Below are 25,186 nucleotides of genomic sequence, written 5' to 3'. Positions count from 1 at the left end.
ATAGTATTTTGGCTGGTACTTTATCAAAAACCGCCAAAATGTCGCATATCAAATTAGGATTTCATATGTCAGTTGTCAGCCAACCCCTTAATATTGCCGTACTCACTATTTCAGATACGCGCACTCTTGAAAACGACAAGTCGGGAGACTACTTGAAAGAGGCGCTTACCTCGGTTGGCCATAACCTTTACAAACGCGATTTGGTGAAAGACGATATTTATCAGCAACGCGCTGTGGTCTCGAAGTGGATTGCCGACAAGAACATTCACGCGGTATTAATTACTGGTGGTACAGGCTTTACACATCGCGATTCAACGCCAGAGGCCATTAGCGTATTGTTCGATAAAGAAGTCGACGGCTTTGGTGAGCTATTCCGTCAAATTAGCTATGAAGAGATTGGTACATCAACCATTCAGTCTCGCGCGGTTGCGGGCTTTGCTAATAATACGGTTGTTTTTTGTCTGCCAGGCTCAACAGGCGCGTGCCGCACGGCGTGGGAAAAGATTATTGCTAGCCAACTTGATGCCGATTTCAGACCGTGTAACTTCGTAAAGCATTTGGTGGAAGCATGAGTACCTTTAGCCATCTAAATGCTGGCGGCGAAGCTAATATGGTAGACGTTAGCGACAAAGATATTACTAAGCGAGAGGCCACAGCAGAAGGGTTCTTGTACGTAAGCGAAGACGTCATTCGCCAAATTTCTGAAGCGAAAATTGCAAAAGGGGATGTATTCGCTGTTGCCCGAGTAGCAGGTATCCAAGGGGCGAAACGCTGCGCCGATCTTATTCCTCTTTGCCACCCACTGGCACTGTCAAAGGTGGATATAAACTTTGACATTCAGCCCGACCAAAACCGGATTAAAGCCACCTGCTATTGTAAGCTAAGCGGTAAAACCGGCGTTGAAATGGAAGCGCTCACGGGTGTAAATGTGGCGCTGTTAACTTTGTTCGATATGTGTAAAGCCATTGACCCAGCTATGCATATGGAAGGGGTACGGGTACTGGAAAAAAAGGGCGGTAAGACAGGCCACTGGAAGTCTGACATCTAGTTCACATACAAAGTAGCGACCTTTAAAGAAACGTACAAAAAGTGTACGTCCGCTTAATGGGCAACCTACTCTAGGTTTAATGTATTTTCGAGGCTTGGAAAGATTAATCAGCGCACACCAAGCGACGTTAACAAAGTAGATAACAGGCAAAGCATGCAGGTAACGGTAAAAACATTCGCACAAACCCGAGAGATTACGGGAGAGGACAACATCGCGCTTAATTTAAGTGATAACAGCACGATTGAAGCCGTAATATCTCAGCTTAAGACGCGCAGTGACAAGTGGGCATTGGCCCTAGAGGGCAGTGTGCTAACTGCCTGCAATCAAGAACTCTGCGACCTCCAAACCGTACTCAGCGACGGCGATGAGCTGGCACTATTTCCACCTGTGACGGGGGGCTAGCTATGTTTGCACTAGTTCAAGTAGAAGATTTCGACCAAGGAGAGCTTTACGCTAGGCTGAAACAGTCGGCAGACGAAAAGGCGTGCGGCAATACAGGCGCGATTGTTACTTTTACTGGGTTAGTGCGTGATTATAATAATTCTGGCGACATAGACGGCATCGAGTTAGAGCATTATCCCGGTATGACTGAAAAAGCGTTAATGCTTCTTGTTGAAAAAGCGAGCGAACGCTTTTCACTTAACAGTGCTGGCGCACTGCATAGAGTAGGGCGTATACACAACAACGAACAAATTGTATGGGTAGGTGCCGCCGCTCCCCACCGCCAGGCGGCGTTTGACGCTGCCTGCTACTTAATGGACATGCTTAAGCAATCAGTTCCCCTTTGGAAGAAAGAGTTCAAGGGCGATAAATCTGAATGGGTTGCGGCAAAAGCGTCTGACGATAAAGCCGCACTTAAGTGGATGCATAAAAAGTAATGCTTTTTTCTTTAGCAATGCGACTTTCAAGCTTTGTTTACTTGGCCATGCTTATTTTGGTGAGTGCCAATGCTAGTGCAAGCGCAAGTGTAGCCCCAAGCGTTACGACTTTTTCCAGTTCAGCAATGCATGCGAGTGATTTTGAGGTGGGCAGTCACGCTGAAATTGACGGCGACGTTATTAGTGCCGATAAGCAAAATCAGCCAGTAAATTTCAAACGCGATGAAAAAATCAACGTAGCCGTTGCAGCAAACTTTGCAAAACCACTTAAAAATATCGCCGAGCAGTTTACCGAGCTTACCGGTATAGAAGTCGCGGTAACCGTATCTTCTAGCGGTACTTTGTATGCGCAAATTCAACATGGTGCTAGCTTCGACGTTTTTCTATCTGCAGATCGCGCTCGGCCGCAAGCCTTGGTTGATAATAACTTAGTGCACCACGGCAATCTGGTGGATTACGCTAAAGGCAAGCTGGCGTTTGTCTATGCTGGCGACTTATCAAGTCAGGCATTCAATGAAATATCTAGTAAGACATCTAGCGAAACAAATTGCAGGGAAATCGCGGGATCAACGACGGAAGACACAGCTGAACAACTAAACATTCAGCTTACCGATTGCTTGTCGAGGCAGCTTGTTCAATTAATGGAAAACCCACAAAACAAGATAGCTATCGCGAACCCTAAATTGGCGCCCTATGGTGACGCAGCACAGCAGACGCTGCAGAACTTGTCTCTATGGCGACAGTTTTTACCCCACAGAGTAATGGGTAAAAACGTGCTACAAACTTTGCAGTTTTATACCACAGGCAGCGTAAAAGGGGCGTTCGTTGCCTACTCATTAGCTTTAGATTTGCCTACAAATTTACCTTCAAGTTTCATAACTACCGGTAAAACCGAAATTGCTGAGGCCACCACGGTTATCATTCCAGTACCAGAAACCTTATACCAACCCATTGTTCAGTCGTTGGTGGTTAACAGTAAAACAGCAGCTTCACTATCGCCGAATCTGTTCGAACCACGTCCAATTACAAATTCAACGGCAACAACGCAAGTTGACGAGCCTGCTCACAAAAACCACGTTGAAACAACAAGGCCATTTAATTTGGCTGACGCTGATGGTGTGTCATCACCAAGCCTGTTTGTCCAATATTTAATGTCGCAAGGGGTGCAGCACAGCTTAATTGAGTGGGGTTATGAACCCACAAATGCATCAGGTGTCGGTAACTAAGTATGCTCACAGAATTCTTCGGGGCATCGACACTTGAGGCCATATTACTTACCTTAAAGCTGGCCTTTATTACTAGTGGTTTGTTGCTGTTAATCGCATTGCCACTAGCGTGGTTTTTAGCGAACTGGCAGAGCAAGGCTAAGCCCTTGGTTATGTCTGTGCTTGCATTGCCGTTAGTGCTACCGCCTACTGTGCTGGGGTTTTATCTGCTTATTGCTTTTTCGCCGCAAAATGCATTGGGGCAGGGATGGCAAAGCCTAACGGGTAGCAATTTAGCATTTAGCTTTGAAGGTTTGGTATTGGGGTCTGTCATCTATTCCCTTCCATTTGCTCTGCAGCCTTTGTACAGCGGCTTTTCACAATTGGATAACCGTTATTTAGATGTGGCAAAAACGCTGGGGTTTTCGGCTTTTGAAGCTTTTATAAAAATAGTACTGCCTTTAAGCAAAGCGCCCATTGTAGTGGCATTAGGCTTAAGCTTTGCCCATACCATTGGCGAGTTTGGAGTAGTACTAATGATAGGAGGCAATGTCCCTGGTGAAACGCAAGTGCTGTCTATCGCGTTATATGAGCAGGTAGAAGCGCTGGAATATAGCAGTGCACACAACCTTGCGTTGGCCCTGTTGATTTTTTCATTCGTGATGCTCGCGGCGCTCTATCGTTTTAACGGTGTCACCCGTAGTGATAAGGCGCGTTAACATGCAAATATCTGCGCTACTACCAAATCGCATTAACGCACAAATCTCATTGCAGCCACAAAGCCGATTCATTGGGGTTACCGGTCCATCAGGTGCGGGAAAAAGCAGCCTGTTCCGCGCCCTAGCTGGCGTAGAAAAAAGCGCAAAAGTGCAAACCCCATGGGATGCTAAAAAAGTTGGTATCGTGTTTCAGCAACCCATGTTATTTCCCCACACCGATGTGCGTGGCAACTTGGCCTTAGCACAGCGCCACGCAAGCTTGAATGCGCTGTCTATTGAAGAGAGTTTGCGTGGTTGCTGCAGCGAGCATTTAATCGACAAACCGGTTCAAGCACTTTCTGGTGGAGAAGCGCAGCGGGTAGCGATCGCGAGAGCCTTGGTAAACGGCCCTGATGTGTTATTGCTAGATGAATCGTTAAGCGCAATTGATATCTTCACCCGGCGCAAAATTTACCAGTTTTTGAAAAATTTGTGTGTGTCGCAGAAGCTAATATGCTTTGTAATCTCTCACGACCTAGACGATCTTGCCTTGTTCAGTGACGAACTAATTTATATTGATAGAGGCCATGTTGAGCTTTGTGGAAAAACTCGCGAGGTATTGACTCAAGTATTTGAAAAAGAAGGATTTGCAACACCGTCTAGCGTGCTTGAAGGGGTTAAAGCTGTATCACCAAACACAGCTCTCGATAACAACCGGTCGCAAAATACCGATATCGACCCCAAAAAGGGTAGCGATACGCAGCAAAGTCAAAGTGTTTTGCCATTACAAAGCAACGAGCCGTGTCAGTCGGAAAACGGAATTGAGCAAGTTACGGTAGCGGGGCAAGAGATATACGTTACTGCAGAATCTTTGTCTTATTTGCCCCAGACAAGCGATGGGCAGATTCCGGTTCGGTTTGCGGTTAAATCTTGTGATGTAAGTATCGATACCAACATCACTGAATTAGGTACTGCTAGTACAAGTAGTATTTTAAATGCGTTGCCGTGCGCTATATCTAGTATCGAGCATGTATCGTTTCCGCTTAGCTCTTCAGAAGACTCTGCCAATACCACTCAAACTGAGCGAGTTACTGCAAAAAGCGCCAAAGTATTGCTAACGCTCAATGTACTCGATAGCAGCCAGATCCTCTACGCCAGCATTAGCTGTATTTCCCTTGAGCGCCTTAATCTTGTAAAAGGTATGCAGGTTATTGCGCGTTTCAAATTGCCTTAATTTTAGATGGCCCTGGAGTAGCTACTCAGCGTTTCACTTCTATTCAAGTAGGCGTCGAAACGCGCACAGATAGCCCGAATATAAATGCGTGCTGATTCTGGCACTCGAATATATTCGGATGTGATTTCAATAAGTCCATCTTGTTTCATCTCTGCAAGATTATCTAAAGCTGAAGCAAAATATTCATCGAATTTGATGTGGTGTTTGCTTTCAACAATTTGTTTAACAACCACTAGATTGCACATCAGGCTAGAAATTACGTCTCTGCGTATGAGGTCGTCCACGGTAAGTGAAAGCCCAACCTTTGAGCAGGGTAGGTGGTTGTCTAATCGGCTATAGTATTCCTTTAGATCTTTAGCATTCTGCGCATACGCATTACCTACGGTGCTAATGGCTGACACGCCGAACCCTATAAGGTCAGCGTCGCCACGTAAGGTATACCCTTGGAAGTTACGGTGAAGTAAGCCTTTATTTTTGGCAATGGCTAATGAATCTTTGCTTAAGGCAAAGTGATCAAGGCCAATCATTTCGTAACCTATGCTCGTAAAGCTTTTAACGGCAAGGTCGTATAACGACGCTTTTTCTTCGCTGCTTGGTAGTGTTTCTTCCGCAAATTTGCGCTGCGCGGCAAATCGTTCAGGCAGGTGTGCGTAGCTAAAAAGCGAGATGCGGTCTGGCATCATGGCTTTCGTAGCGGCAATAGTTGATGAAAATGTGTCTATTGATTGGTTTGGTAAACCGTATATTAAATCCAAATTAACTGAGTCAAAACCAAGCGAGCGCGCTTCAAACACTAAGTCGGCAATGTGCGATGTGCTTTGCACGCGATTAATCGTTTTCTGTACGTTGTAGTCGGTGTCTTGCAAGCCAAAGCTGATGCGCGTGTAACCTAAGCATTTTAAATTTTGAAGGTAGCGTTTATCTATGTTCCTAGGGTCTAATTCTATAGATAGCTCAGCCCCTGCCTCAAACGTGAAATGTTTTTTAAGCAGATACATTAAATAGGTATGTTGCGTCTTGCTTAGGAAACTCGGAGAGCCGCCTCCTAAATGGAGTGAAACCACGCGCCTACCTTCTGTTAAATAACGTTTAGACAAAATTTCTTTTTCTAGATAGTCTAAATATTCGTCTGCTTTCTCATTGTGACGGGTTACCATTTTGTTGCAACCGCAGTAATAACATAGCGTTTTGCAAAACGGAATGTGCACGTACAGGCTCACCGCAGGTGCTTTAGAAATGTTTAATGCTTGTGGCAACGGGTCAATTTGCAATGGCTCAAACTTAAGTGCAGTGGGATAAGACGTATAACGAGGAGCATTAAGCGCATATTTGGTAATTGTCGATACGGCTTGGTGTTGTACAGTGATAGCGTGAGTCATATGTTTGCACTTGTCTTTAGGTATATGGCGCGAATTGAGCGTTATGGTTTTAGTTTATGTGATTGCTTAGGTATATGATTTGATCTACTTCAAAGTTTTGGCGTTAAACCTAGCTATTGTTTTACTTTCCCCTGTTGTATTGATTCAGGCGCTGTGGGTGCGAAAAAAGACCACTGTGCTGCCAGAACCTGAAGGAGAGCGTGTACTAGCTTCAGTAGAAGGTTCGTTGTTACCCCTCACTAATCTACTAGTGGTGGGTGATTCTGCAGCGGCTGGCGTAGGCGCTTTAACGCAACAGGGCGCGCTAACTGGTTTATTGTATTCGAGCCTTAGTCAAATTGGACCAGCCCGAGTATCGCTGTATGCCAAAACAGGGTTTAAAAGCGAAGATGTGCTTAGTCTTCTGAGAGATCTCCCCTGCGAAAACTTCTCATCTGCGCTTATTTCTATAGGTGTTAACGATGTCACTAAATTTGTGTCACTAATGCGATGGCAGCAAAATATTGATGCCATCAGTACACTTTTAACGCACAAATTTGGCTGTAAAAGAATAGTGTTTACTGCACTTCCTCCTATTCATTGCTTTCCAGCGCTACCGCAACCTTTGCGCGCACTGTTGGGCTGGCGAGCACTACTTTTAAACCAAGCTTTGGTTAAATCCGTAACAGCATGTTCTAACGCAGAAATATTGTATGTTACCGCGCTTAACTTAGGTGGTACTGTTGCCGATATTCAGCGAAGCGGCTTAATGGCTGAAGATGGCTTTCATCCGTCTTCTAAGGGCTATGAGATTTGGGCGCGCCTGGCTTTAGATAAGATCACACCCATTCACCATGCCGATATAAACGGTTCAAAAAAGACGTTTTAAAACTGACAGGCGACAACGAAAATAATTGCTAAATGGGGTTGAAGTTTCTTTTTGTAACCTTATCTAAGCCCCTATAAATTTACGACTTCAATAAAGCGAGTCCTATCATGGCAGCTAGTGAGAAAGGTACACAAGATGTACAGAAAGTAACGGTTAATATGGTATCTGATGTGGTATGCCCATGGTGTATAGTGGGGTATCAGCGGTTGCAAGAAGCGATTAAAACCCTTGATAACATTGAAGTAGATATCAAGTTCCATCCGTTTGAGCTAAACCCTAATATGCCTGCTGAAGGACAAAACCTTCGTGAACACATTATGGAAAAATACGGCATTAGCGAGCAGCAAAGTGTGGAGAACCGAGCACGACTAGTACAAGCAGGTGAAGAGTTGGGTTTTGCATTTAATTTCACTGACGACTCCCGTATGCAGAATACTTTCAAAGCCCATCAGCTTATTCACTTTGCAGCACAAAACGACCTTGAAGAAGAAATGAAGCTTAGCTTGTTTAACGCTTATTTCACTGATGGTAAAGACGTGAACGATCTTGGCGTTTTAGTAGAACTGGCCGAGGCTGTCGGTCTTAATAAATCTGATGCAGCACAAGTGCTTAAAAGTGAAAAATACGCGCAAGTAGTGCGTGAGGAAGAAACCCTTTGGATGCAGCGCGGTATTCAAAGTGTACCTACGTTTGTGATTGGTAATCAGGGCGTAGCAGGTGCGCAAGAGCCTGAAACATTGGCTGCATTTATTGCTAAAGCAGCATCACAGCAATAAGCAGGTTAGACGGGATTAGAGGTAGTTATGAGTAATCACGTTAACCATTTGCTCGCGCAGTGGCTTCCACTCAAGAAAAAGCACAAATGGGTGCTAGGGTTTATTTTTAAAACAGAAGGCTCATGTTACCGCAAAGCCGGCGCCATGATGCTGTTTAGTGATGCCGGGCATCAACTTGGCATTTTAAGCGGCGGCTGTTTAGAAAGTGATATCGTTAAAAAAGCACAGCGTGTAATGACTGACGGCGTTAGCCGTACTGCAGTTTATGACGATGAAGATGAAGAAGATATTGCGTTTAAGCTAGGTGTTGGATGCGGCGGTGTAGTACATCTGGCACTCGTGCCAGTTAATGAAAACAATAATTATCTATCTTTGGATGTGGTTAGCAAAACCTTATCAAGCGGAAAGGCGTGTGAGTGGCGCTGCACTGTAGACGGTACTTTGGGTGACTGTACGGAATTGGAAGACCATACTGCTACACCTAGAAAGGCCGTGCTAGATACTGTTAATGGCGAGCGTACATTGTCGGTTTTGATGCTGCCGCCTATCCACTTACTTGTTGTTGGAGGTGGGTACGACGCTACCTTTATGACTAAGCATGCTAGCTTACAGGGCTATTTAGTTAGCCTTTGGGACCCGAGGCCCGCACAAGCAAGACTTGAACACTTTCCCGAAGTAAATTACTTAATTGAAGACCCGTCTACGGAAGGCTTACGTCTTCACATGGGTGAACATAACATTCAAGCGGCGGTGCTTATGTCTCATCACCGAGAAATTGACGCAAAAGCGCTTCAAGTGTTAAGTAAGCAGTCGTTAACCTATACGGCAATGCTTGGGCCGCTGCACCGCAAGCAAGAAATTATGGATTTAGCAGGGCTTGGTAATACCGACTTTACGCAGTATTTCGCGAGCCCTGCTGGCTTTGATATCGGTGGTGAACTACCTGAGCATATTGCACTGTCTGTTATTGCACAGTGTCACGCTGTGTTTCATACAAAACCTACGCATTTGAATCGTTAGAAAGACTTTCTAAAAGTAACGCCAAAGCTTCTAGGTGCACCCGGATAGGCCATAACTTTTCCGGTTTGTACCGGCACATCAAATCCGCTTCGTGCAACGTACTCTTCGTCGAATACGTTGCGCGACCATGCAATAACTTCACTATCCCATTGTGGAATAGTGAAACTTAAACGAACGTTAAACAGCAAAAAATTATCTGAGTATTTATACGGGTCATTGGCATCATCAAGAAATACATCCCCTGTGTACTGGTAGTCAATACTTGCAGAGGCAGGGTAATTCCCAACTTCGAAATAGTGATTCAACATAAGTGACAGTGAATTCTGTGGTTCGAAGCCAACGCGATCACCATCTCTTGCGCAGAAAGGGTCGCTAGGGTTCGCCCGGCCAGGGTCGTCGATGCCAGTATGCCATGTAAACGCTACCCAACAGGTACCGCGTTTAAACTCATCAAAGTTCGCTAAAGTGCGCGAGGCGGCGGCATGTAATTCGGTGTTTTCTGTTACCAACCATGTTGCTTCCAGTTCTACGCCTTTAACTATGATATCGCCCGCATTCTGCAAGTTGAAACCTGTTCCGGTAAAGGTCGTCGCCTGAAAGTCGCTAATTTGCGTGTAGTGCGCGGCGGCATTTACTCGAATACCATGTTCTTTGAAATCGTGTTTAATGCCTATTTCAGCACTTCGTGATTTTTCAGCGTCAAACAGCGGGCTAAGAGAAGGCAAGATCCTGTCAGTATTCGTACCGCCTGCTTTATAACCAGTGGCTAAACTGGCATAGGTCAACGTGTTGTCGTTGGGGTGATAAGCCAGTTTTACTGTACCTGTCAGCTGTGAGTCGTCAAGCTGCTCGTTTAAATCAGGGCGAGGCATAACCGCTGCCGAGCCTAAGAAAAAGTACCCCCAGCCTGCCTGCTGAAAAGGCGAAATGGCATTCAGTGAGTCAGCAGAGGGCGCTTGGCCGACAGTCAAGGCTGCAGCAATGTCTTGTAAACCTTGAACTGCACGCCCGATATTAGGCCATTGCGCAGGATTTTGACTTAGCCCATCAATACCGGGGCCTCGCTCGTCATAAGTTCCGTCAATAGATTTTTCTTCACGGGTATAGCGTAAGCCTGTGGTTAGCGTAAAATTGCGGTTTAGCAGCCAATCGAACTGAGAAAATACAGCTATGCTGTCTTGTTCTTGATTAGCCGAGTGTACAAAAGCGGTACCAGACGGGGCTGGTGCTGCAGCAGGTGCGATAAAACCGGATGTAATTTCAGATAGCTCGTTGATAGCGTTAGCTAGCGGCAGGAGGTCAGGCGCGGCGGCATTGAAAAATACGCTAAAATTATCTTGCGTAGTGGTATTGAAGGTTAAGTCTAAGTTTTGGCTGTAGTAATAAGCGCCTATTAGGCCGCGTATATCATCACTGCTGTAATGCAGCCTGACTTCTTGAGAGAATGATTGCTGTCTGGCGTCGTTAGTGGCAGTAAGCAGGTCTGCATCAGAAAAGTCTGTATCTACCGTATCTAAGCTATCAAACGCGCGGTACGCGCTTATACTCACTAAATCCCATGCCTTGTTTAAAGCCACATCTACTTGAACTGATAGTCCCTTATCTTCCATTTTTGAAAGGGGAGCCTGCGACAGCGATGTCTTATAATTATAAAAGTCTTCGCGCCCGTAGATGGTGGCGTTGAATGGCGCTTGAAGCAGCAGTGCATCAGTGCCGAACTTTCCCGTTATGTCATTGGCCTGGATATTATTTTGAAACGTCAGTGCGCCGCAGCACCGTTCGTCTAGCTCGCCGTAATCGGCAATTAATCTTACACTAACGTTTTCTGTTGGTGTGTAAAGTAGCTGTGCTTTTACCGCAGAACGGTTACGGTTGTTCAGGGTTTGCCCGCTGGCCTCATCGGTAATGAAACCATCACTGTGAGAACTAAAGCCAGATACTCGCATGGCAAGTACATCGTCGATAAGCGAAAACGACGAGCCAGCACTTAAACGAACCAAGTTATCATTGCCAATAATAGCCTCAGCAAAGCCATTACGTTCGCCATGTGAAGGCGCCACGGTTGATACCGTCATCGCGCCGGCGGCGGTATTCTTACCGAATAAGGTACCTTGTGGCCCACGCAACACTTCAATAGATTCAATATCGACTAGATCGCTAATAAGCGCATTCTGTCTGGAGCGGTAAACACCGTCAACATACAGGCCTACCGATGACTCGAAGCCAAAGTTTTGAGAAGCAGTACCGATACCGCGAATAGAAAAGCCTGAATTAGTCGCACTTTGATTTTGAAACGCACCAAAAGCGGGTACGTAGTTTTGTAAGTCGAACATGTCACGACTAACAGTGTCTACCATGTCTTGACCACTTAGCGCAGTAACAGCAACGGGTACCTCCTGCAGGTTTTGTGATGTCTTCTGAGCCTGAACAATTATGCGTTCAAGTTTCTTGTTCGCAGCTTGTATTTGTGCGCCATCGTCGGTGCTAGCTCGGGCACCAACAGAGCTAGCAGAAAATATAAGCGTAGTTAAAAGACAATAAGAGATAGGGTTTACTGTTGCTCTTACATTTGCAGAAAGGCAGGGCAAGGCGTATGTAAGTGACTTCATTTTAGTTCTTTTTATCGTTCAGAAGCTAAGTGCCTCTAGCCAAACTTATCACGACAAAGTCGCGTCCATGTGCGCGCAGTCCTTTACATTTTCTCGTCTTTACTCCAATAAGACGTTTTGATTGCCTGTTAAGTAGACAAATTAAGCGAGCATATTCCACGCAATTGCGGCGAATAAGTCAAGTTTTGTTCAAAACGTTTGCTTAATGATCACAAGAGGCCGGTTCATAGTTTCACATGATGCATACTCATTCAAAATATTAATTAAACTTATACTGCTGTTTTACTTAGTATGTGATTTGAATTAGTTAACATATTCATAACATCAGGCAGCGGTATGACAGACATCTATTTAGTACGCCATGGCCAAGCATCTTTTGGGCAAGCGAACTATGACAAACTTAGTGAGTTAGGTGGGCAACAAGCGATTTGGCTTGGTGATTATTTTAAGCATCGCAACATTCAGTTCGATTCGGTATTTTCTGGCGATATGGTACGCCATCACGAAACTAAAGAGGGCATAGCTAAAGGAATTGCATCTAACAAATACACATTGCCTGATGTAACTGTGAATAGTGCGCTTAACGAATTTAACTTCCAAGCGGTGGCTAAAGCATATCTAACAAGATTTCCTGAAGCAAAAGTGCCAGAAGGGGCATCGCCCTCTGAATATTACCGACTGCTTAAAAAGGCAATGATTGCCTGGTCTGAAGATCAACTTGCTCACGAGTTACTAGACGAAACGTGGAAACAGTTTGAAGACCGCGTTCATTCCATGCTTACTCACCTTAAAACGACAGATGCTAAAAGAGTGCTGGTCGTTAGTTCTGGTGGTGCTATTGCCATGATGCTCAAACACATTCTTGGCTACGATTCTGCAACGGTTGTGAATATGAACTTACAAATTCGCAATGCCAGTTTTTCGCAATGCTTCGCCAATGCGCGAGGTGTTCACCTAAATAACTTCAACAGCGTACCTCACCTGGATGTGATTGACAGGTTACACGCCATTACCTACAGCTAAATGGGGCAGTTATGAACTTTGAATATAATGAAAAGACCCAAGCACTTTTAGAAAAACTAAAAGCGTTTATGAAAGAAGAAGTGTACCCGATTGAGAAAGAGTACATTCATGCCGTAGAAAATGGCTCAGCCAATAATGGTGAAGAGCGTTGGAAAACGCCGCAAATGATGCACACGCTAAAGCAACGTGCCAAAGAAGCAGGGCTTTGGAATTTGTTTTTACCTGAAGAGTATAAGCCTTACGGTGCAGGACTAACTAACGCAGAGTACGCCCCGCTTTGCGAAGAAATGGGGCGCGTATTATTCAGTGCTGAGATATTTAATTGTAGCGCTCCAGATACAGGCAACATGGAAGTGTTAGCTAAGTACGGCAACGAAGAGCATAAAAAGCAGTGGTTAGAGCCATTGTTAAACGGAGAAATACGCTCCGCCTTCGCTATGACAGAGCCTGCAGTGGCTTCGAGCGATGCAACCAACATAGAAACATCTATTAAACGCGATGGTGACGAGTACGTAATAAATGGTCGTAAATGGTATACCAGCGGCGCTATGAACGAAAACTGCAAGATAATGGTGGTAATGGGCAAAACTGATTTTGATGCCCCCCGTCACCAGCAACAGTCACAAATTTTGGTACCAATGGATACAAAAGGCGTAACCATTGTGCGCCCAATGGCTGCTATGGGCTACTACGATGAGCCAGTAGGGCACGCGGAAGTCTTGTTTGAAGACGTCCGTGTACCGGCTGAGAACTTATTGCTAGGAGAAGGTCGCGGTTTTGAAATTGCCCAAGGTCGCTTAGGGCCGGGCCGTATTCACCACTGCATGCGTCTTATCGGCTGTGCACAGCGGGCATTGGACATGGCATGTGAGCGTGTTGAACAGCGAGTCGCCTTTGGTAAGCCCTTATCAAAACAGCAGTCGATAAGAGAAAACATAGCGCAAATGCACTGCGATATTGAACAGGCTCGTTTGCTTACATTGAAGGCGGCAGACAAAATGGATCGCTACGGCAATAAGGTATCAAGAGACTTGATTGCTGCTATCAAAATTGTAGCGCCCACAATGGCGTGTAAAGTTATCGATCAAGCCATTCAAATGCATGGTGCTGCCGGAACTAGTCAAGACTTTGTACTATCTGCAATGTATGCGTATGCGCGCACCATTAAGCTGGCCGATGGCCCAGATGAAGTTCATATGATGCAGCTTGGGCGCAATTTAATTGCTGAAAAAAACGCGTAAGGAGTAAGTGTGTCAAACGACAAAGCTAATGCGCCACATGCAATAGACTTAACGGTGCTTAATGAATACTTATCTACTGCGTGCCCAAGTGTTGGGCACGTTGAAAGTGCTGATAAATTTGCAGGCGGACAATCGAACCCTACGTTTAAGCTAACCACGGATAACGGCGTTTATGTGTTACGTCGCCAACCGCCGGGCGAGCTATTGAAATCTGCGCATGCAGTAGACAGAGAGTTCCGCGTTATTAACGCCTTACAGGGCTCAGAAGTACCAGTGCCTAAAGCGTACCATTTATGTGAAGATGCCAGCATTATCGGCAGTATGTTCTACATTATGGCGTTTATAGAGGGGGATATTTTCTGGAACAGTGCGTTACCGGAAGTCGAATCTTCTGCCACACGCGGTGCAATGTACGATGAAATGAATCGAGTCCTTGCTGCGCTTCACAGCGTTGATATTGAAGGTGCTGGTTTAAGTGATTACGGCAAGCCTGGTAGCTACTTCGAGCGTCAATTAAGTAGGTGGACAAAGCAATATCGAGCATCTGAACTTGAACATATTGAAGAGATTGAGCGTCTTATTCAGTATCTTGAAACTAATTTGCCTGAGGACGATGGCCAAGTGTCGTTAGTTCACGGTGACTTTCGCTTAGACAATATGATGTTTGATATGTCTGATACTGATAAGCCGCAGGTTGTTGCAGTATTAGACTGGGAGCTTTCAACCTTGGGTCATCCTTACGCCGACTTGGCTTACCAGTGTATGCAACTGCGTTTGCCTTCTGACATTGCACACGCTGCCGGTTTAGGTGGCCTTGATAGAAAGCAGTTAGGAATACCTTCAGAAAAAGCGTATATCGATGCCTACTGCAGGCGCAGAGGTATAGGAACCATTGATAACTGGACCTTCTATTTGGCATTTAGTTTTTTCCGTTTAGCCGCTATTTTACAAGGTGTAGTGAAGCGCGCTCACGATGGCAATGCATCAAGTGAAAAGGCTATGCAGTTGGGGGCAATGGTGCGACCGCTTGCTCAAATTGCAAACCACACCATACACCAAAGCGATTAAACGCCACACAACATATTTAATGACATGCCATGTTATTTACGGCGGGCACGTCGAACAAGTTAACTGGAGACAGTATGAAAGCAATTGTATGCGAATCTTTTGGGCCACTTGATGACCTTCAATTAAAAGATGTGGCAGACCCAGTAGTTAAGAAAGGCCATGTGGTCGTAAACGTTGAAGCCGCAGGGGTTAATTTTCCAGATGGGCTGTTGGTACAAGGTCTTTACCAAATGCAGCCAGACTTCCCATTTGTGCCAGGTAACGAAGTGGCAGGTACTATAAGCGAAGTAGGTGAGGGCGTAAGCCACCTAAAAGAAGGGCAGCGAGTTATCGCGCTCTCTAACTTAGGTGGCTATGCGGAAAAAGCGCTAATCCCAGCTACGCATGTTATGCCGTTACCCGACCCCATTCACGTGAACGAAGGGGCTGCTCTTGTAACTGCCCATGCAACAGCCCATCATGCTTTGAAACAACGGGCAAAGCTGCAGCCTGGCGAAACTTTGGTGGTAACTGGTGCTGCTGGTGGTACTGGCTTAGCAGCTGTGCAGATAGGCAAAATAATGGGCGCCAAAGTTATTGCCGTTTGTTCAACTGAAGAAAAGCTGGCGCTTGCCAAAGAGTATGGCGCTGATGTTTTAATTAACTACAAAGAAAAAGATCTCAAAGAAACGCTCAAAGAAGTCACAGGCGGCAAAGGCGCTGACGTAGTTTATGAATGCGTTGGTGGCGATACCTTCCACGCTTGTAGTCGCAGTATGGCGTGGGAAGGGCGTTTACTTGTGGTTGGATTTGCAGGCGGGGAAATTCCTAAATTTCCGGTTAATTTAGCGCTGGTAAAAGGCTATTCGGTCATGGGCGTATTTTGGGGCTCATTCACTCAGCACGACCCGAAAGGGTTCGCTGAAAACATGCAAGAGCTTTTAACTTGGTACGTGCAAGGCAAAGTTAAAGTAGTGGTTGATGAAGCTCTACCACTAGAACAAGCCACAAAAGCCATGGCGAAGGTTATGAACCGGGAAGTGAAAGGCAAAATGGTGCTTGTGCCCTGATCCTACAGGTCTGATAAGAAGATAACCTAACGAAAAAAGCCTGACCCCTCTATGGTTCAGGCTTTTTTCTTGAATCTTTGAGCAATAGTTATTCAGGAACTAGCTCTACGTTGAACTCTCTGGTCAACACATGGCACAAGTCTTTACCAATGCCTAAATTATCTACCTGATAGTCTTGATAACCCTGTTTTTGTACTGTGAGGGTGTAAAAACCAGGACGTTCGTCAAGCATTGCGAGCAAACTGTCATCTGCACAATCCGTATCATCAACCATAACAGTTTCAGAATACGCTTCTTCCATTGCAGTAGCCGTAACGCCACATGCAATCGGCATTTGCGTCGTTTGATCTGTTACCGAAAGCAAGAGGCCATCTTCTACCGTTGCTGTACAAGCCACATCGCTTTCGGCAACAAGGTTGCTAATTGTTAGGGTATATTCGTCGTCAGCTATTTGCTCGTTGATATCCACGCTAATTTCGGTCGGATAGCCGAGTTCAGGGTCGTATTTCACCGATAGCGATTCTGCGCGACTTTCTTCTAATGCAATAAGTTGAAACAAGCTATCAATGCTTTCTGTAGTTTCATCCTCTAAGGGTAAGGCAATATTGCCTTCAATAATAGTTTGAGCGGTGACCTGACCATCTTCTACCAAGACTAAGCGAGGTAGCGTAGTTTCTTCGGTGCAAAAACATGATACTTGATACTCAAACTGATAAGTGTCGATGTTCTCGTTTTCCCACTTTGCGCGATTAGCGTTGAGGTCGTCGAGTAAATCGTTTGAATCGCTACCACCGCAGCCTAATACTAGCGTAGTAGCAGAAATCACCGTAGCAATACGTAAAATAGTAATCATAACCTTCCTTGTTTTTTATTTTTCATAATTAGCCGCGATAATAGGTTTCGCGGCAGTTTTGTGGCAAATAAAAATAAAAAAACGGTTTTGTACTTCACGTAATACAAAACCGCTATGAGGTTATACTAATATAGTTGATGAAAAAGTAAACAGTGATGCTCGCAAACGTTTTGATGTAGTGTTATTCAATAAGCCGCTTACGGGCGCTTCTTCTCGGTACATATAACTCAGAAACAACGCCCCTTGAACGGGGGCGCTCATATTTGATATTAAAGCGACATATCGCCTAAAATGATATTCTTCGCGAAACTTTCGTAGGCGTCGCCAATTTGTTTAGCAACGTCATCAGGGAAGGTATGAAAATCTTCACTTTCTAGCGCTTCTGCTATCGCGTTTGCTACGACATCAGGACCGGGAGCATCATCAAATCCCGCATTTTTACCCATATCAGTTCCAATAGGGCCTGGGTGGATACTAATGACGGCTACCCCTTTTTCAGATAGCTTCTCACGTAAGCCTTGGGTTAGAGAATAAGTTGCTGCTTTAGATGCGCAGTATGTTGATATATCGCCAAAGGTTTTAACTGACGCAATTGAATTAAGTTGAACAATGGCGCCCTTGTTTGCAACTAATGTCGATTCAAATGCTTGTGCAACGTGAATTAAACCAAACACGTTCACTTCAAACTCACTGCGAAGGGCGTCTTCTGCGCTCTCGCTTAGCGGTGATTCATGCTTCATAATTCCCGCATTATTGATGACAATGTGAGTATCAGTGGCTTTTTGGGCGAGCGTTTGGACTGATGCTTTGTCGGTAACGTCAACTTGTAGCGTTTCTACTTTATCTGCGTACTTGTCGTGAAGGTGCGTAGTAGATTCCGGATCGCGTACCGCCAAATAAATCTTGCCTACGCCTTTTTCGAAAAGTGCTTCTACAGTAGCCTCTCCAATCCCACGATTTGCACCTGTAATAAGCGCTGTCTTACCTTGTAAATCCATAATGTAGTACCTCCATTTAGTTACAGTCGTAGATTCTTTCCTCGAAATATAGGTAAAGGATCACATTTTTCACGAAACAAGGTTAGGCATGAAGACACTAAATTAAAGGCATGCGCTTTACTCAATTTATACATTACTTGATGAGTTGCTGACGAATTTTCTCGGACGGATGAAATCAAATAGAACAGACAGTAACGACAGTCTTCCAACCGTTCAACTTCAATTCTAATAGGATTGCAATATGAAATTAAAAATAGCGATGGTATCTGTTTTGTCAGTATCACTTATCACAGCATGTGCGCATTCACCTGGCGGTGCTAGAGGGCACGTTAGGGTCGGTGGACATGGCAGCGGTGCCGTGGTTGCAGTAGCAGCAGGAATTGGAATAGGAGCACTTATCACAAACGTGTTAACTAAACCTAATTACGAGCCGGGACATAAACCAAAAGACATTCCCCAAAATGCGCACGTCATTCATTATCACGGGGCAGCTTATCGCTACCATCATGGTGTGTTTTACCGTGAATTCGACGGGCATTACCAAGTAGTTAAACCTCCTATAGGTATCACTGTTAAGACACTTCCACCAAACCCTGACGTGATTATTTTCGAGGGAGATAGATATTTTACGGCGGAGGGTGTCTACTACTTTCAATCGGGCGATGAATACGTGGTGGTAAGTGAACCCATACTTGAAAAACACGAGGGTGAAAAGCAATATTTATCAGGCCATTTCTACAGCCAATTGCCGAATGAAGCACAAACGGTCAAAATTAACGGAATTCAGTATTTTACATACAATGGACAGTTTTTTCTGCCACAGGCTGTGAATGGTAAAATTCGTTATCTAGTGGTTGAATTATAAAGTGGGAAACAACGCTATCATCAAGCTAAAAACGCAAATATCAATCATGATAGCCAATGCTTTTAATCGTATTTTTGCCTAAAGATTTCGCCGTGTATAGGGCCTCGTCAGCGGTTGATAAAATATCGTGAGCCGGGTCTTCTGCGAGGTCCTCTTCAGATAAAATATTTACTATTCCGAATGAACAGGTTGTACTAAAAGTGTGTGCTTTTGCTTTAAATACTGTAGAAGCAATAGTTTGGCGAATTTGCTCTACAATATCACTCGCTTTAAGCGCAGAGTGGTAATCAGAGAATAAGATCACAAATTCATCGCCACCTAAACGCGCCACGTAGTCACTTGGACTGAGGTGTCTTTTCACAATTTCAGTAATGTTTTTAAGTAATACATCACCACTGGAATGACCGTAGCTATCATTGATATTCTTAAAATTATCAACATCAAATATGCATACGGCTAATCGATTTTTAGCGCTACTTTGAATCTGAAAAATAGCCTCATTTAGCTTTACTTCCATAAAGCTTCGAGAGAGCGCCTGAGTTAAATGGTCGTACATCAATTGATTGTTGAGCGTACGTCTTTCTTTATAAAGCCCATCAATGTGGAGCACTAGAACCCATGCGATGGTGCTGGTAACTACAAAAGAGCCAAGCCATGTGAGCGGCGGAAGGTCGATAATTTCGATACCAGTTAAGGTATCGCCAATACCGGTGATAAGCCATAGAGTGTTCGCTAGAAGTAACAATAGTATAGGGCCACTTCCCTCGAGTCTTGAGCGCTGCCGGACAAAAACTCGAATGAGAATATATATGCAGTACGACCCCAACACTAAGATCCAAAGACCCCAGATCTCGAAAAGTAGCCCGTACTTTAGCCCAGTATAGTACTTAGACGTCGCATAGAACGCATTATCTAAAAAGTATGGGCTGGGCACAGCAGTTAAAACAGAAAATATACCGCAAATGACATAACACCATTTCAAAAAATAAGGGGCGGTGTAGCTATAGAATGCAAGGTAGAAATGAAGACTAGTGACAAGGGTAAACATAGCCCCAATAATGGTAAGTCTATTTGAAACACTAAGAGCAAAAAGATTCTCACCTGCATTAATCAGTACACCAAAAGCCCCGAAGAAAATTGAGCTTATGAAAGCCGAAAGAGCAAAGAGAAAATAGTACTTAACGGGTTCTTGGTGGTGGAAAGTTAAGCGATAATATAGCAAAGCGAAGAAAAAGCTCATCAGCAAGCAGATGCTAGATGTAACAAACAGCGGAAGCGACAATGTGTTGATCATGTTATAGCTATTTTCCTCAACGTGCTCATCATCATATTTTAGTGTAGAGCAATTATCCTTCTAGAGTAACTTTTTCAATGTTCTAATACATTAATGGTTTTTAAGGCTGCAGCACTGCTTGAATTTCTTGTTGCTACCGCAAACGCATGGGAGGTTTCTTCCGTACTTAATTTTGCCGCAGTCGTCGTGTAGTACACCGTCGTGATAACGCCACTTACCGTCTTCAATATTAAAATTTGACGTTTCGTGAAGCTGATACATGCTTTTATTTTCAAAGTAGTAAGCAGTGAATTCAACGACGGCAGTATTGGGCTTGGAAATGGGCTTTATATTAGGCTCAGTGATTGGCTCGGCGTTGGTTAGCGCTTCATCTTTAGCGTTAGCATGTACAGAACTGTCTATCGAACCAGCTTCAGTGCTGCCGAGCGAGTTACCTATCAAGCTATCTATGGAGTTAGCCGCTAGAGTGGGGTGTACTTTCAGCGCAAACCATGTCGCACCTTGCGCACTTTGAACCAAATCTTCTACGGAAAGATCTTTCTGCTTTTCTTTGGTGTAGGTTTCTAGAATGTATTGATAATGCGCTGTAGCGTAGGCTGAAAATCGTGAGCGCATAAGTTGTTCAGCAGTATTAGGGTATTTAACGCCCTTAATAAAAGGTTCGCAGCATTCGTTGAAAGGCTTTGAAGAGCAACAGTAACAGCGCATAAGACAACTCGCAATTTAAGAGTATTACAAAGCGCTACAGTATAAATATAAGTGGCGTTAGCCCCAACTTTTTTATACGTGAATGTTGCCGTTATTCAATGATTCCGTGGCGAGCTATTCCAGATAACTCATGTCAGAGTGGAATCACGCCAAAGAATCAATACCAAAGAACTCATACCAAAAAAAGGGCAAAAAGCCGTATAACAATAAATGTTTAAACTTTGCCTATGTCTCTATTTGGGCAAAAACAGGATTTAGGCATAAACAGGCTTTGTATTACCAAGGGCCTAATGCTACGTTTTGTTCGTCATTAATGCTGTTAACACGTACATTCACTAGGCTGACAGAGTAAAGCTCACACAGCTTTCTAATCATTTCACTGTCTGTTGGTTGAAGGTCTAAATCGATGTTTTCCACATACAGTGTTTTACACTGGCCACCTGTAATCAGCTTACTGATCCATTCAGGCATTTTTTCTTTTTCAGGTTTCTGAATACGGATAGCGTGATCTACAGATTTAGAAAACGACACCGTATTTGAAAGCAGATAATTCCAACCTTTGTCGTTGTTTCCTTTTCCATTACCTTGTTTTTCGCCAGGAAACCCTTCTATCGGCAAAGGTAGTTGAACAACATTTGAAACCGAAGCGCGTAAAGCATTGAATCGTGAAACTGAAGATGTGTTCATAGTAAAACCCTTTATGCATTTGCCCTTGAGTTCATAAATCGAACTTCAGGAATATTGTTATTAATTAATACTGGTTACTTGTACAGTGTGTATGTGTATACAGTATTCATAAAAGAGGGATTTGGCAAGTATTTAGTTGTACTTTTTTCACACAAATTGGTGCTTTGTCAGTAACTATATAAAAGATAATGGTTTTTTTGTGCTATCGAATTCTGAAGGAAGTATTCATACTCCGATTAAGGTAAGATGCGCGCGAATCTTACATAGAAAACTACTGTATAAAGCTGGAGGAGCGTTGAGCGCATTAATACATTTAGGCTACTTGGGGATGTTCTTATCGGCATTTTTGGCTGCCACTATATTGCCTTTTAGTTCTGAAATTGTGCTTAGTGCTTTATACAGTAGTGGGTTGAGCTGGGTGTTGTTGCTTGTTGTTGCTTCGTTAGGAAATGTACTCGGCTCGGTGGTTAATTATGTATTGGGCTTCAAGTTCGGAAAAGAAATTGCGACCGATAAGTTAAAAGTGAGCGAAGCAGCGTTTAACCGTGCAAGCTACACCTTTACAAAGTGGGGGAAGTGGAGCTTGTTTTTATGCTGGGTACCTATTATTGGCGACCCTATTACTTTAGTAGCAGGTGTACTTAGAAGCCCGTTTTGGTTTTTTATTCTCGCGGTAACGATTAGCAAAACAGCGCGTTATGCTGCGCTGCTTTACGTGCTTGTTTAAAAGGTTTTCGACTTTAGTTTTCTCACGCCACTGCGTTTTTTTCTCTCGACTTTTTTTGGCTTTTCTTCTGATACGTCACATACCACTGCTTCATTCTTGGGCTCATTAATATCAGTCCAATCATCCAATACCAAACGGGCTCTTGCCAAAACGTCTTCTGCGACCAGCTGAAATGAAGTAGTGCAAGAGGCAGGATCAGGTAAATGCTGTTATGAAGCTTCTGCCACTTTTTTCCCATGTTGCGCTGGATACGCTTTAACGACGTAGCGGTGAGAGCAAAAAGAAGAAGTAACGCTGCCATGCCAACAATGATGTAAGGCCTGCTTACTAGCTCGCTCGCAATTAATGCCATATCAAGCTGGAGTTCAAACACAATGTAAGTGAGTAGGTGTGCAAAGGCGTACACAAAGGTGTATACGCCAATCATACGTCTGAATTGCATCGGTTCTGGGCTTGGTAGCCATTTAGCAAGTGGGCTTAGAGTAAGCGTTAGTAAAAGAAAGTGAATTGCCCAAGTTCCAGTCTCATTAATGAGCGTGTTCACGGGGTCTGGTCCAAGCTGGTCGTTGATCCCGGCAAAGAACAACCAAGCGACGTAGCCTAATGCAAAAAGGTGAATAAGGCCCTTCAAACTGCGACGCTGCCAAACAGAGAATCGAAATGGTTTTTTTCTTAACGGCATTAAATGAACAACTTAATAATAATGTTTAATAGCTTCGGTTATAAGATATTGGTTAAAAGGGCTAGCTATTTGCTCGTAGCCCTATAAAAAGTAGCAGCTAGTAATAACGAGATAAGTCCATATCTTGGTATAATGGCGCGACTTCGGTATAACCGTTGAACATTTGGGTGTCGATGCGATTTCTGGCAAGTAGCCCGCCTGTGGTTATTCTACGCTCGCTGGCTTGGCTCCACCTTGGGTGTGACACGTTTGGGTTCACATTAGCGTAAAAGCCATACTCGTTGGCGGCCAGTCGATTCCACGTGGTAGGAGGCTTTTTGTCGGTAAGACGAATTCGTACAATAGACTTAATGCTTTTAAAGCCGTATTTCCACGGTACAACAAGCCTAATAGGCGCGCCGTTTTGAGGTGGCAAGGTCTTCCCATAAAGGCCAACCGACATTAGCGTTAGCGGATGCATGGCTTCATCAAGTCGCAAGCCTTCTACATATGGGTAATCAATACCGCCACCGGTAAAGCGACTTCGTTGACCAGGCATTTGCTCAGGGTCGTATAGGGTTTCAAATGCTACATATTTGGCTGACATCAACGGATCGGCTTGTTTTAACAACGCCCCTAATTCAAACCCAATCCAAGGCACCACCATCGACCATGCTTCAACGCAGCGCAAACGGTAAATGCGCTCTTCTAAGGGAAAGCGTTTGGTTAAGGCGTCGTGATCAAGCTCAATGGGGTTTTTCACCATACCTTCAACTTTCAACGTCCATGGATTAGTTTGAAATTCAGTCGCATTTTTGGCTGGCGCATCTTTCGAGGTGCCAAACTCATAAAAATTGTTGTAGCTGGTGACTTTATCTTCAGGCGTTCGGGTTTCCGCTATTTGGTACTTTGGGGGCTGACTAAACTCCAGCGCCTTACCTTTAAAGGCAGCCTTTTCTTCCTCATCTTCCCAAAACCAACCGGCAGCACTTGCCGACTTTGCAAGTAACGTAGAGGCGCCCACAAAGCCCATAGATTTGAGCAATGATCGACGATTCATATAAACGCTTTCATTAGTTACGTCATTATCAGTTAATTTCACCGAGGGTTTAAATGGTTTTGCCATTACTCTACCTTTATCTGCCGTTAATAAACGCCATTTCTAAATGGGTTCTCTATGTATGTTTGACACTTGAGAATGTTCTAGCTCGCATTAAGCTGTATTTGATGTATTACCACTGCTGTTAATACGAGCGCACAGTAATTAAGTTTTAGATGCGTACAAAAATAGACCTTAGAACTCGGATTAAAATTTCAAGAAAGTATGGTGCTGTTACAACTCTTCGATTTTGACATGCTGTAATTATGGCAGTAGGGTTTAAATCAGACAGGAAAGTTGATGTTAGTAGCAAAGGAAGGACCCTATGAAAATACTTTTGGCAACCCTGGTTGTCTTGTGTGCCCATGTGGCAAATACCTGTTGGGCTAACGAATTATCCAACATCGATGCATTTCCTTTTATAGAACGTACTTCAGATCAAAGTGCAGCCCTATATCAGTCCATTATTTCGGGTGACCTAAATCAAAGCGAAGCTTCTACGCTTAGCGCAATTGAGAGCATATTAACTGACCCCAACGTGCAATTGCCCGATATGGTAGTCGCTTCACTCGGTCTTCAATTTTTATCTGCGAACATCGTTAACGGTACTTCTCCACTTTTGCTGGAAGATATATCCGACCTGTATGAAAAAGCCAAAGTAAATTTAAAGAACGATAGGTTGCAGCGTCGAAATTTTTTAAGCTGCATGCTTTATGGAAATAAAAAAGTTAAATACACCCTTAAAGCGTTGGACACTTTGGTTGATGCAAATGATGAATACTTTAATCAAGTCCAAATGAGGCACTTTAGAGATACAGACCAGCCAACGCGAAGTTTAGCTGCTCAAATGTACGGGATGGTTACCAGAGAAACAATTTTCATGGCGAAAACGCATCGCGCAATTCTCAACTTTCACAAACGCTATCCCGAAAGCGTATTAGATGAGCGCATTGATGTTGCCCTGCTATTGCGAAACTTAGCCGTTGGCTATAATCAGATGCGTGCCCAATCCCTCGAGTTGAGTACGAAGCGTTTGATCAAACAACTTGAAAATGAAGGTGTAATACCAGCAGCATCGCTAACAAACAGAGTGTACAGCTATATTGAAATTGAGCATCTTCCTTGGTTAGCAAGTACGTCTACTCGTTTGTAAGTTAAGCTCAACGCTATTTCTAGAAACAAATATTGCTCCATGATT

26 protein-coding genes are annotated in these 25,186 nt (G+C 44.2%); 17 read left to right on the top strand and 9 right to left on the bottom strand.

Features of this window, described 5'->3' with window-relative positions:
* Positions 1-65 precede the first annotated feature (65 nt).
* The 7 genes from moaB to IW644_RS13385 all read left to right on the top strand — a co-directional run bounded on the left by moaB (position 66) and on the right by IW644_RS13385 (position 5,063).
* Positions 66-572 carry a molybdenum cofactor biosynthesis protein B gene (moaB, locus tag IW644_RS13415; protein WP_269918024.1) on the top strand — a complete coding sequence of 169 codons (507 nt, stop codon included), beginning with the start codon at positions 66-68 and terminating at the stop codon, positions 570-572.
* Positions 569-1,048: a cyclic pyranopterin monophosphate synthase MoaC gene (gene moaC / locus IW644_RS13410; protein WP_269918023.1), complete on the top strand. Its 480-nt coding sequence runs from the start codon at positions 569-571 to the stop codon at positions 1,046-1,048. Before moaB ends, moaC begins: the two co-directional genes overlap by 4 nt.
* Before the next feature lie 153 nt (positions 1,049-1,201).
* Complete coding sequence (locus IW644_RS13405; RefSeq protein WP_269918022.1) at positions 1,202-1,450, top strand: MoaD/ThiS family protein; 249 nt, start codon at positions 1,202-1,204, stop codon at positions 1,448-1,450.
* Positions 1,451-1,452: 2 nt separating this feature from the next.
* A complete protein-coding gene (locus tag IW644_RS13400; RefSeq protein WP_269918021.1) occupies positions 1,453-1,926 on the top strand; it encodes a molybdenum cofactor biosynthesis protein MoaE in 474 nt (157 codons plus the stop codon).
* The gene (modA, locus tag IW644_RS13395; RefSeq protein WP_269918020.1) at positions 1,926-3,152 is read left to right on the top strand and encodes a molybdate ABC transporter substrate-binding protein; all 1,227 of its coding nucleotides are present in this window, start codon (positions 1,926-1,928) and stop codon (positions 3,150-3,152) included. The genes IW644_RS13400 and modA overlap by 1 nt, the downstream gene beginning before the upstream one ends.
* A gap of 2 nt (positions 3,153-3,154) precedes the next feature.
* Positions 3,155-3,850: a molybdate ABC transporter permease subunit gene (modB, locus tag IW644_RS13390; protein WP_269918019.1), complete on the top strand. Its 696-nt coding sequence runs from the start codon at positions 3,155-3,157 to the stop codon at positions 3,848-3,850.
* 1 nt (position 3,851) lies between these two features.
* Positions 3,852-5,063 carry an ATP-binding cassette domain-containing protein gene (locus IW644_RS13385; RefSeq protein ID WP_269918018.1) on the top strand — a complete coding sequence of 404 codons (1,212 nt, stop codon included), beginning with the start codon at positions 3,852-3,854 and terminating at the stop codon, positions 5,061-5,063.
* Positions 5,064-5,065: 2 nt separating this feature from the next.
* Here the strand turns inward: IW644_RS13385 and hemN are convergent, their stop codons facing one another.
* On the bottom strand, positions 5,066-6,442 hold the full coding sequence (gene hemN / locus IW644_RS13380; RefSeq protein WP_269918017.1) for an oxygen-independent coproporphyrinogen III oxidase: 1,377 nt from the start codon (positions 6,440-6,442) through the stop codon (positions 5,066-5,068).
* 79 nt (positions 6,443-6,521) lie between these two features.
* On the opposite strand from hemN, the gene IW644_RS13375 reads away from it, so the two are divergent.
* The 3 genes from IW644_RS13375 (at position 6,522) to IW644_RS13365 (ending at position 9,106) form a co-directional block, all read left to right on the top strand.
* Entirely contained in the window at positions 6,522-7,310 is a 789-nt protein-coding gene (locus IW644_RS13375; protein ID WP_269918016.1) for an SGNH/GDSL hydrolase family protein, read from the top strand.
* A gap of 107 nt (positions 7,311-7,417) precedes the next feature.
* Positions 7,418-8,086 carry a DsbA family oxidoreductase gene (locus IW644_RS13370; RefSeq protein ID WP_269918015.1) on the top strand — a complete coding sequence of 223 codons (669 nt, stop codon included), beginning with the start codon at positions 7,418-7,420 and terminating at the stop codon, positions 8,084-8,086.
* A 27-nt stretch (positions 8,087-8,113) separates the two neighbouring features.
* Entirely contained in the window at positions 8,114-9,106 is a 993-nt protein-coding gene (locus tag IW644_RS13365; RefSeq protein WP_269918014.1) for an XdhC family protein, read from the top strand.
* Here the strand turns inward: IW644_RS13365 and IW644_RS13360 are convergent.
* On the bottom strand, positions 9,103-11,715 hold the full coding sequence (locus IW644_RS13360; protein ID WP_269918013.1) for a TonB-dependent receptor: 2,613 nt from the start codon (positions 11,713-11,715) through the stop codon (positions 9,103-9,105). The two genes, IW644_RS13365 and IW644_RS13360, sit on opposite strands and share 4 nt — an antisense overlap.
* A 336-nt stretch (positions 11,716-12,051) precedes the next feature.
* On the opposite strand from IW644_RS13360, the gene IW644_RS13355 reads away from it, so the two are divergent.
* From IW644_RS13355 to IW644_RS13340, 4 genes are all read left to right on the top strand, one after another.
* Positions 12,052-12,738 carry a histidine phosphatase family protein gene (locus IW644_RS13355; protein WP_214994021.1) on the top strand — a complete coding sequence of 229 codons (687 nt, stop codon included), beginning with the start codon at positions 12,052-12,054 and terminating at the stop codon, positions 12,736-12,738.
* A gap of 11 nt (positions 12,739-12,749) precedes the next feature.
* Positions 12,750-13,979, top strand: coding sequence for an acyl-CoA dehydrogenase family protein (locus IW644_RS13350; RefSeq protein ID WP_269918012.1), 1,230 nt, complete (start codon positions 12,750-12,752; stop codon positions 13,977-13,979).
* Positions 13,980-13,988: 9 nt separating this feature from the next.
* A complete protein-coding gene (locus IW644_RS13345) occupies positions 13,989-15,047 on the top strand; it encodes a phosphotransferase family protein (RefSeq protein ID WP_269918011.1) in 1,059 nt (352 codons plus the stop codon).
* Positions 15,048-15,121: 74 nt separating this feature from the next.
* Positions 15,122-16,096 (top strand): NADPH:quinone oxidoreductase family protein, encoded by a 975-nt coding sequence (locus IW644_RS13340; protein WP_118494274.1) that lies wholly within the window; start codon positions 15,122-15,124, stop codon positions 16,094-16,096.
* An 88-nt stretch (positions 16,097-16,184) separates the two neighbouring features.
* On the opposite strand, the gene IW644_RS13335 is transcribed toward IW644_RS13340, so the two are convergent.
* Positions 16,185-16,949, bottom strand: a complete 765-nt coding sequence (locus tag IW644_RS13335) for a DUF6174 domain-containing protein (RefSeq protein WP_269918010.1) — start codon at positions 16,947-16,949, stop codon at positions 16,185-16,187.
* Between the two features lie 269 nt (positions 16,950-17,218).
* Complete coding sequence (locus tag IW644_RS13330; protein WP_269918009.1) at positions 17,219-17,947, bottom strand: SDR family oxidoreductase; 729 nt, start codon at positions 17,945-17,947, stop codon at positions 17,219-17,221.
* Positions 17,948-18,218: 271 nt separating this feature from the next.
* Between IW644_RS13330 and IW644_RS13325 the strand changes: the two genes are divergently transcribed.
* Entirely contained in the window at positions 18,219-18,812 is a 594-nt protein-coding gene (locus IW644_RS13325; protein WP_269918008.1) for a DUF6515 family protein, read from the top strand.
* Between the two features lie 40 nt (positions 18,813-18,852).
* Here the strand turns inward: IW644_RS13325 and IW644_RS13320 are convergent, their stop codons facing one another.
* The 3 genes from IW644_RS13320 to IW644_RS13310 all read right to left on the bottom strand — a co-directional run bounded on the left by IW644_RS13320 (position 18,853) and on the right by IW644_RS13310 (position 21,501).
* Positions 18,853-19,557: a GGDEF domain-containing protein gene (locus IW644_RS13320; protein ID WP_269918007.1), complete on the bottom strand. Its 705-nt coding sequence runs from the start codon at positions 19,555-19,557 to the stop codon at positions 18,853-18,855.
* 639 nt (positions 19,558-20,196) lie between these two features.
* Positions 20,197-20,814: a YchJ family protein gene (locus IW644_RS13315; RefSeq protein ID WP_269918006.1), complete on the bottom strand. Its 618-nt coding sequence runs from the start codon at positions 20,812-20,814 to the stop codon at positions 20,197-20,199.
* 276 nt (positions 20,815-21,090) lie between these two features.
* Positions 21,091-21,501 (bottom strand): hypothetical protein, encoded by a 411-nt coding sequence (locus IW644_RS13310; RefSeq protein ID WP_039216466.1) that lies wholly within the window; start codon positions 21,499-21,501, stop codon positions 21,091-21,093.
* Between the two features lie 328 nt (positions 21,502-21,829).
* Here IW644_RS13310 and IW644_RS13305 point away from each other — a divergent pair, with 328 nt between their 5' ends.
* Positions 21,830-22,228, top strand: a complete 399-nt coding sequence (locus IW644_RS13305) for a YqaA family protein (RefSeq protein ID WP_269918129.1) — start codon at positions 21,830-21,832, stop codon at positions 22,226-22,228.
* 22 nt (positions 22,229-22,250) lie between these two features.
* On the opposite strand, the gene IW644_RS13300 is transcribed toward IW644_RS13305, so the two are convergent.
* Both IW644_RS13300 and msrP read right to left on the bottom strand, forming a co-directional pair.
* Entirely contained in the window at positions 22,251-22,910 is a 660-nt protein-coding gene (locus tag IW644_RS13300; protein ID WP_269918005.1) for a sulfite oxidase heme-binding subunit YedZ, read from the bottom strand.
* A 97-nt stretch (positions 22,911-23,007) separates the two neighbouring features.
* Complete coding sequence (msrP, locus tag IW644_RS13295) at positions 23,008-24,015, bottom strand: protein-methionine-sulfoxide reductase catalytic subunit MsrP (protein ID WP_269918004.1); 1,008 nt, start codon at positions 24,013-24,015, stop codon at positions 23,008-23,010.
* A gap of 298 nt (positions 24,016-24,313) precedes the next feature.
* Between msrP and IW644_RS13290 the strand changes: the two genes are divergently transcribed.
* Entirely contained in the window at positions 24,314-25,141 is an 828-nt protein-coding gene (locus IW644_RS13290; protein ID WP_269918003.1) for a hypothetical protein, read from the top strand.
* Positions 25,142-25,186: the final 45 nt, after the last annotated feature.

Origin of the sequence: Alteromonas sp. PRIM-21 (genome assembly GCF_027563165.1) — a bacterium.
In the GTDB taxonomy this organism is placed as follows: domain Bacteria; phylum Pseudomonadota; class Gammaproteobacteria; order Enterobacterales; family Alteromonadaceae; genus Alteromonas; species Alteromonas macleodii_A.
This window is presented reverse-complemented; position numbering and strand designations above follow the sequence as displayed.